A 7,557-nucleotide genomic window follows, 5' to 3' on the forward strand; every position below is an offset into this window, starting at 1 on the left:
GCCATCGTTCACCTCCATCAAGGTCAACGTTGAATCAGCAGGAAGCCAACGCGTCACATCACAATCGATTCATCAATCCCCGGATGCGCTCTAGGCGAACCGGGAAGCAGATCATCGTCTGCGATGGTAGATGCCGGCCGGTTTCGCGAGCGTTCACAACGGGAGCCCAGGCGCGGCAGAGTTGCTATCTCAACAACTGCAGTGAACAAGACCCTCGGCACGTCAAGCGCGGGACCCGATCCATGCCCGGCCTCAAGCCGATGACCTGTGCCACGATGATCTTGACCTTCATGGTAGCGCGCGACAGAACCGGCCGGGCGGGTCGCGCATTTCCGTCTTTATTCCCGCACAATTGCGCCCGGCGGGACTTCGCCGCGATAGCGGCGCAGCGCATCCGAAGCCCGCATGACCAAGCTCTCCAGCCCGTTGGGCAGGAACAGGATGGCAAGGATCAGGACAACGCCGTAGAGCAACGGCCGAACCTGGTCGGCACCGATCGCCCGCAGGATGACTTCATCGATGATGGTCAGCGCCACCACGCCGAGGATCGGGCCATACCAGCGGCTGGTGCCGCCCACGATCGTCCAGATGAGCACATAGACCATCGTATTGACGTCGAACTGGTTCGGATTGACGGTGCTCAGATAGTGCGCATAAAGCGCGCCGGCGAGACCCGCGAAGAAGGCGGCGATGACGAAGGCGAGCATACGATAGCGGAAGGCATCGACACCGACGGATTCCGACAATTTGTCCTGCCAGTGGATGGCATGGAATGTCAGGCCGATGCGCGATTTCTCGATGCGATAGAGGACCCAGAGGGAAGCCAGCACCACCAGCAGGACGAGGTAGTAGTAGTTCGCGGGATCGTAGAAATCGATCCGGATGAAGCCCAGGTCGATCTCCGGAAAGCCGGGAATGCGCTGGATGCCCTTGGGGCCGCCGAAGGGGTTGGTGAAGCGCTTCCATATCAGGCGCAGGATCTCGCCGGCCGCGAAGGAGCCGATGAGGAAGTAGAAGCCCTTCATGCGAAAAAGCGGAAAGCTCATCAGGGCCGCGATGAGGCCAGCGACGATCGCGCCGGTGATCATCGCCAGGGGCACCGGAAAGCCGAAGCTCTTGGAGCACAATGCGCTGGCATAGGCGCCGGAGCCCATCATCACCACATGCGCCAGCGACCATTCGCCCGTCAGCGTCTGCAGCCTGTAGCTGGTCACGACGAGAACGTTGATGGTCAGCAGGACGAGCAACTCCTGCTGCGAGAAACTGACGACGTGGGGCGCGACGATGAGCGCTGCCGCGAGGATCAGGATGCCGATCATGCCGGCTGCGTCGATATTGGTTTTGTCAGGCACGTTCGCGCACTCCAAACAGGCCCTGCGGCTTGACAACGAGCACGGCAAGCATCAGCAGCAGGCCGACGATGTTGGCGATGACGCCGTCGAAGAACGTCGTGACGAATGTGTGGACGAAGGCGTAGAGCACGGCGGCGACCACCGCACCCTCGAGGCTGCCGATGCCGCCCACGATGATGATGATGAAGGCCGTCACGATCACGCTATGTCCCATGAAGGGGGAGGGCGCCACCAGGGGGGCGGTCATGGCGCCGGCAACGCCGGCCAGCGCCGCGCCGATGAACATCGCATAGCGCGCCGTCTGGTTTATCGAGATTCCCTGCAGCGCCGCCGCCTCGCGATCCTGCGCACAGGCGCGCAAGGCCCAGCCGAACCGGCTGCGCCTGAGGAACAGCCAAAGTGCTGCCAGCAGCACCACGGTGGCGATGATGACATAGAGCCGCTCATAGGTCAGGAATGCGCCGCCGACGGTCAGGCGCCCCTGGGAAACCGGCGGGATGTTCTGGTTGCGCAACCCGAAGCCGAGCACGGCGAGCGTCTGAAGGATGAGCAGGAAGCCGATCGAGGCGATGAGCCCGCCGAGCGGGTTCGTTCGCAGCGGCCTGAACAGCGCAAGCTCCATGAGGATGCCCAGGCATCCGGCAAACAGCAGGCCCAGCCCCACCGCCATGACGAACGGCAACCCTTGCCATGCGTAGAAGAAGACGATCGCATAGGCGCCGGCCATGTAGAGCTCGCCATGGGCGAAGTTGATGACACCCATGACGCCGAAGATAAGCACCAGGCCCACCGCGATCAGGGCCATATAGCTCGCGGCGTAGGAGGCGTTGAAAACGGTCTGCAGGAGGAAATCCGGCATTGTGTGCCCCGTTCGACAATTCGTTTCGGGTGCGGACCGCCGGGCCGTTTCATGGCCCGGCGCCACGCTCAGGTGCGCTGGTTCCACATCTGGCCGAGATCGGTCATGTGCTTGATCAGCAGCTCGCCATGCTTGTCCCACCATTCGGGGATCGAGCGGAACTCCGCGATCGTCGCCTTGCCATCGCGGATGACCACCACCGGCCATTCGCCGACAAGGGCGTTGTCGATGCCGAACAGCTCCTTCCCCCACCAGCGGGCCTCGCCGAACGCGTGCTTTCCGGTGCCGCCTTCCTTCATGGCGGTGAGCACCGCTTCCGCTTCGACGCTTCCCGCCCGCTGGGCGGCGTCCGCCCACAGATCGAGGATCGAGCTGTATTCCCACGATACCGCCGACCATTCGGTGGCGCCGTAGCGCTTCACATATTCGGCGAAGAACTCGTTCGGCTTCTTGAAATTGATGCGCGGGTCGTTCAGCGCCTCGTCATCGAAATCCGGGAACTGGAAGATGACGCCCTCCATGAACTCCTTGGAGGTGCGGTCGACGATGCGCTGGTAGAAGTCGAGCGTGCAAGAGATGATCTGCCCCTTGTAGCCCTGCTGGAAGGCCTGCTCGCATAGCGGCTGAACGTAGTCGGCATAGCAGGTGTCGAGGCACAATATGTCCGGGTTGTTTGCCAGAAGCTGCGTCATCACTGGCGCGAAGTCGGTGGTCGCGGGGTCGAAGAACAAGGGCGGGCTGGCCATGGTGATCCCGGCGGCCTCGAAGGCGGCGAGGTAAGTGGCCACCGAAGGCTTGCCGAGGGCATCGTCCTGCGCGCAGATCACCGCGGTCTTGAGCTCCGGCCGATTGGCCGCCAGCCAGTCGACGCCGGTCACGTTGTAAATCGGATGCACCTCGCAAGGCGCAATCAGCGTGGTGGTGTCGGGGGTGAGGTCGCTCGGCAGCAGCGTGGAGACCATCATGCCCTGCCGTGCCGCGATTTCCTCCACGCCCGGCCATGAATTGCCACCGAGCATCATGATAAACTTGACTTCGTTCTCGCGGATGAGCTGCGTTGCCCCGGTGCGGGCCTTGCCGGCGTCGTCCTCGTCGTCATAGGCCACGAGCTCGACCTTGTAGGCTTGCCCGCCGACTTCGATGCCGCCGGCCTCATTCGCCCAATCGGCCCATATCCTGCAGCCGTCGAGGCCAGGCTTGCCCCAGGCCGCCACGGCGCCGGTCAATGGCGCCAGAAAGCCGATCTTGACGACATTCTCCTGTGCGAAGCTGGCTTTCGGCATGCCGACCACGGGCAAGAGCGCGGCGCTGGCGGCGCCTGTCAGGAGGGATCGTCTGTTCAGTATGATACTCGACGCAGGCTTCATTGCAGTCTCCTCCGCTTTGCGTATGAAAATAGCTACCGCGTTAGATGCCGGCTCCCGGAAGACCCGGTCATGCTGGGCGCGCAATCGGTCGCGCGCACCGTGTTCCCCTGTTCTGTTTCTTTTTATTGGAGGCTGTCCGCCTCGAAATGCGTTTCCATGGCGATCTCGCCCGCCGATCCCTTGCGCCGGAACCCGAGCAGGATCACCGATGCCATCAATTTCCTCGGGTCGCTCAGGGTCACCGGGCGCTCCTGGCTCCACCGCGCCAGGCGCGCGACTGCTTCCTGCGGGTCGATCAGTTCGAGTTGCCCGGTTTCGCCGAGCCCGTTGCGTACCTCGGCGAGCAGTTCGCGAGCCTTGACTCGCCATCGTTCCTCGTAAGCCGGCCTGTGGAGCCGCTCCATGCGCAGGTGGAACAGGGAGGAGCGTGCCGTGCGCGGGGCCGTCATGCCGTCGATCCAACGGTCGCAGGCCGTCCAGGCCTGCGCAGCCGCAGCCTCGATCCGTCCACTTAAGGTGCCTTGGGCCGCCGCCTGATTGCTCAGGCTTGCGGCGAGCCTCGGATCGTTCGTCGCAAACTCAGCCCGCGCCAAGCGAAGCGCTTCAGCGAACCGCTGGCGGGCCGGTTCCGTCCGCCCCTCGGCCAGTTCGGAGAGTGCGGCCTCCGTCAGCCGTTCCCATTGCAGATCGGATTCGTTCCAGCCGGCGGCGACAAGCTCGGCGAGGGTCCAGTTCTCATGCACCGAGGTAAGCCCTCCGCACATGGTCATTGGCCTTGAGGTCGGCCGACCTGCCTTCCACGGCAACCGTCCCGATCTCGAGCACATAGGCGTAGGAGGCAAGCCTCAGAGCCAGACCGGCGTTCTGCTCCACCAGGACTACGGGCACGCCCGTTTCGGCGATGTTGGAAACGATGCGGGCCATTTCCTGCACCATAACCGGCGACAGGCCCATGGACGGCTCGTCGAGCAGGAGGAGCTTCGGCCCGGACATCAGCGCCCGTCCGATCGCGACCATCTGCTGCTCGCCGCCAGACAAGGTGCGGGCCCATTGCGTCCTGCGCTCCCTGAGGCGCGGGAAACGCTGGAAGATATCCTCGATGTCGCTCTCGATCTTCGCCTTGTCCTTGCGCAGGAACGCGCCGATGCGCAGGTTCTCCTCGACGGTCAGGTCGGAGAATATCCGCCGTCCCTCCGGGACATGGGCGATACCCCGCGCCACGATCTTCTCGGCGGGCAGATTGTCGATGCGCTGGCCCTCGAAATGGATCTCGCCGTTCGAAGGCTTGGCAAGGCCGGAAATGGCGCGCAAGGTGGTGCTCTTGCCGGCGCCGTTCGCCCCGATGATGGTGACGATGCCACCGGACGGAACCTGCAGGCTGACGCCTTTCAGGGCGGCGACCTTCTGATAGTGGACGTGGAGGTTGCGGACTTCAAGCAGCATCTTCGTTACGCCCCAGATAGGCTTCGATGACGCGCGGATCGTTCGCGACCTCCTGCGGCACGCCCTCGGTCAGGAACTGGCCGAAGTTCATGACGGTGATGCGCTCGCACAGCCCCATCACCGCCTGCATGTCGTGCTCGACCAGCATGATGGTGATATCGCGCTCGTCACGTATCCGGCGAACATGGTCCATCATCCGCCGCGTTTCCTCCGGATTCATGCCCGTGAAAGGCTCGTCCAGGAGGATCAGCGTCGGGTCTGCCGCAAGTGCCACGGCCATGCCCAGCGCGCGCTGGTGGCCATGGGGCAGGCTGGAAGCCGGCTCTTTCGCCATCGCGCCGAGATCGAACAGTTCCAGTGCATCGCGCGCTTTGCGATCGGCCTCGCGTTCGGTCGGCGCATCGCCGCCCGTTATGCGCGAGATGAAGCCTGCGCCGGCGCTGCGGTGGCAGCCGACCCGGACATTGTCGATGACACTGAATTCCTGGAACAGGGTTGTGCCCTGGAATGTCCTGATGAGACCGCGCTGCGCCAGCCTGCTGGTCTTGAGGCCGGAAACATCCTGACCCTCATAGAAGACGCTGCCGCTGGTCGGCTTGTAGTAGCCGCTGATCAGGCTGAAGGTCGTGGTCTTGCCGGCCCCGTTGGGGCCGATCAATCCATGGATGCTGTTGCGCCTGACGGAAAAGGACAGGTCGTTGACGGCGATGAGCCCACCGAACTTCCTTGTGACGTTGCGCAGTTCGAGAATAGGTTTGTCGGACAGTGGACGCCTCCCATTGGCTACTGTCTTGAAATGCGCGCCGGTGCGGGTTTTCCCGTTCTCCGGCGTGCACTTTTTTATTCTGCTGCGGCTGGTGCGGCCTGTGTTCCGAGATAGGCTTGCAGCGAATCGTCGAGGGCCTCCTTCCACGGCGTGTGGTGGGGCGGGGCCATGGTGCCGGTGATGACCGAGCGATAGGAGTTGTTGCGGAACTCCATGATGCTCTTCTTCTTGTGCTTCTTCCACTCGAAGAAGGCTTCGTTGGCGCCGTCGACGTCGAAGCTGGGATAGTCGGTCTCGGCGATCAGCTCCTTGACGTAGTCGCCCTGATAGCGGATCGCGTCGTAGTCGTCCTTGCCGGCATCCTCGGCGGCGACGCGGGCCTCGACATCGGCGACCATCTCCTGCTTGCCTGGGGGCAGGGCGATGCGGCCCAGGATCACGTCGCGCGCCCACCAGGCCTGGGCGTCGAACATGTTGAAGGTGAACCACTGGTCCTGCATGCCGATGTAGAACAGCGCGGGATTGTGGACATAGGCGACGCCCTTGTAGAGATCGGCCGTCGCCAGGCGGTTGGCCGTCCTCAGGCGCAGGTCGTCGGGCAGGAAGGGGAAATGGTGCTTGTAGCCGGTGCACAGGATGATGGCGTCGATCTGCTTGGTCGAGCCGTCCTTGAAGGTGGCGGTGTTGACGTGGACCTTCTCCAGCAGCGGCTTTTCTTCCCAGTTGTCGGGCCAGTGGTAGCCCATGGGTTTGGTGCGGTAGCAGTTGGTGATGGAGTTGGCGCCGTATTTCCAGCATTGCGAGCCGATGTCCTCGGCCGAGTAGCTGGTGCCGATGAGCAGCACGTCCTTGCCGATGAACTCGCGCGCGTCGCGGAAGTCATGGGCGTGCAGGATGCGGCCGTTGAACTGGTCGAAGCCCGGGAATTCGGGAACGTTCGGGGTCGAGAAGTGGCCCGAGGCGACGATCACATTATCGAATTCTTCGGAATAGCAATGGTCGTTGGGCAGATCCTGGACGGTGACGGTGAACTTCCTGGTGTTCTCGTCCCAGGTCACCAGGCGCACGACGTTCTCGAAGCGGATCCAGTCGCGTACGCCTGCCTTGTTCACGCGGCCCTCGATGTAGTCGAACAGGACCGCGCGCGGCGGATAGGAGGCGATCTGCTTGCCGAAATGCTCCTCGAAGGAGTAGTCGGCGAACTCCAGCCCCTCCTTGGGGCCGTTCGACCACAGGTACCGGTACATTGAGCCATGGACCGGCTCGCCATACTGGTCGAGGCCCGTGCGCCACGTGTAGTTCCAAAGCCCGCCCCAGTTGGCCTGCTTTTCGAAGCAGACGATCTCCGGGATGTCGGCGCCTTTGCTCGCCGCAGACTGGAATGCCCGTAATTGCGCAAGACCCGATGGGCCAGCACCGATAACGGCTACCCTCCTGTTCATTTACGTCCTCCCCGTGTTCTTTTCTTGGACGAAAATTATTTCACCATCAGTATGGTATTTGGTTTAGCCTCGCTGTCAATGCACTGCATGGTATTAAGTCCTTTCCAAAACCGGAAAAGGTAGCCTGCAGGAACCCCGGGGACTTGCCATGCAATACCGGGTAGATTATTCTTCTGGTTTAATAAAGTTGACAAGCAAGAAAGTTTACCGGGAGGCAGAGTTGCAGGATACAGCTTATCCCGATGTGGTGCCTGGCCCACCTCGTGCGAGCGGGATTTTGCTTCCCGGCTCGCTCGCGCTGCCTGCAGGGATGGAGCGCTATGAGGTT

8 protein-coding genes are annotated in these 7,557 nt (G+C 62.6%); 1 reads left to right on the top strand and 7 read right to left on the bottom strand.

From position 1 onward, the window contains the following. Positions 1 to 338: 338 nt before the first annotated feature. The 7 genes from ABID37_RS26035 to ABID37_RS26065 all read right to left on the bottom strand — a co-directional run bounded on the left by ABID37_RS26035 (position 339) and on the right by ABID37_RS26065 (position 7,229). Positions 339 to 1,352 carry a branched-chain amino acid ABC transporter permease gene (locus tag ABID37_RS26035; protein ID WP_354199866.1) on the bottom strand — a complete coding sequence of 338 codons (1,014 nt, stop codon included), beginning with the start codon at positions 1,350 to 1,352 and terminating at the stop codon, positions 339 to 341. Next, positions 1,345 to 2,211: a branched-chain amino acid ABC transporter permease gene (locus tag ABID37_RS26040; protein ID WP_354199867.1), complete on the bottom strand. Its 867-nt coding sequence runs from the start codon at positions 2,209 to 2,211 to the stop codon at positions 1,345 to 1,347. Before ABID37_RS26040 ends, ABID37_RS26035 begins: the two co-directional genes overlap by 8 nt. Before the next feature lie 68 nt (positions 2,212 to 2,279). Beyond that, the gene (locus ABID37_RS26045; RefSeq protein WP_354199868.1) at positions 2,280 to 3,578 is read right to left on the bottom strand and encodes an ABC transporter substrate-binding protein; all 1,299 of its coding nucleotides are present in this window, start codon (positions 3,576 to 3,578) and stop codon (positions 2,280 to 2,282) included. Between the two features lie 122 nt (positions 3,579 to 3,700). Then, positions 3,701 to 4,342, bottom strand: a complete 642-nt coding sequence (locus ABID37_RS26050; protein ID WP_354199869.1) for a hypothetical protein — start codon at positions 4,340 to 4,342, stop codon at positions 3,701 to 3,703. After that, positions 4,314 to 5,018, bottom strand: coding sequence for an ABC transporter ATP-binding protein (locus tag ABID37_RS26055; protein WP_435521642.1), 705 nt, complete (start codon positions 5,016 to 5,018; stop codon positions 4,314 to 4,316). Before ABID37_RS26055 ends, ABID37_RS26050 begins: the two co-directional genes overlap by 29 nt. Further along, positions 5,011 to 5,787 (bottom strand): ABC transporter ATP-binding protein, encoded by a 777-nt coding sequence (locus tag ABID37_RS26060; protein ID WP_354199873.1) that lies wholly within the window; start codon positions 5,785 to 5,787, stop codon positions 5,011 to 5,013. The genes ABID37_RS26055 and ABID37_RS26060 overlap by 8 nt, the downstream gene beginning before the upstream one ends. A gap of 74 nt (positions 5,788 to 5,861) precedes the next feature. Further along, the gene (locus ABID37_RS26065; protein WP_354199871.1) at positions 5,862 to 7,229 is read right to left on the bottom strand and encodes a trimethylamine monooxygenase; all 1,368 of its coding nucleotides are present in this window, start codon (positions 7,227 to 7,229) and stop codon (positions 5,862 to 5,864) included. A gap of 148 nt (positions 7,230 to 7,377) precedes the next feature. On the opposite strand from ABID37_RS26065, the gene ABID37_RS26070 reads away from it, so the two are divergent. Further along, positions 7,378 to 7,557: hypothetical protein (locus ABID37_RS26070; RefSeq protein WP_354199872.1), on the top strand; the 180-nt coding region annotated here is incomplete at its 3' end.

The sequence above is a fragment of the Aquamicrobium terrae genome (genome assembly GCF_040545735.1).
Taxonomy (GTDB): domain Bacteria; phylum Pseudomonadota; class Alphaproteobacteria; order Rhizobiales; family Rhizobiaceae; genus Mesorhizobium; species Mesorhizobium terrae_A.

Coding starts and splice junctions, on each gene's coding strand:
- ABID37_RS26040 (WP_354199867.1), bottom strand. CDS start 2,211: ATGCCGGATTTCCTCCTGCAGACCGTTTTCAACGCCTCCTACGCCGCG.
- ABID37_RS26045 (WP_354199868.1), bottom strand. CDS start 3,578: ATGAAGCCTGCGTCGAGTATCATACTGAACAGACGATCCCTCCTGACA.
- ABID37_RS26050 (WP_354199869.1), bottom strand. CDS start 4,342: ATGTGCGGAGGGCTTACCTCGGTGCATGAGAACTGGACCCTCGCCGAG.
- ABID37_RS26065 (WP_354199871.1), bottom strand. CDS start 7,229: ATGAACAGGAGGGTAGCCGTTATCGGTGCTGGCCCATCGGGTCTTGCG.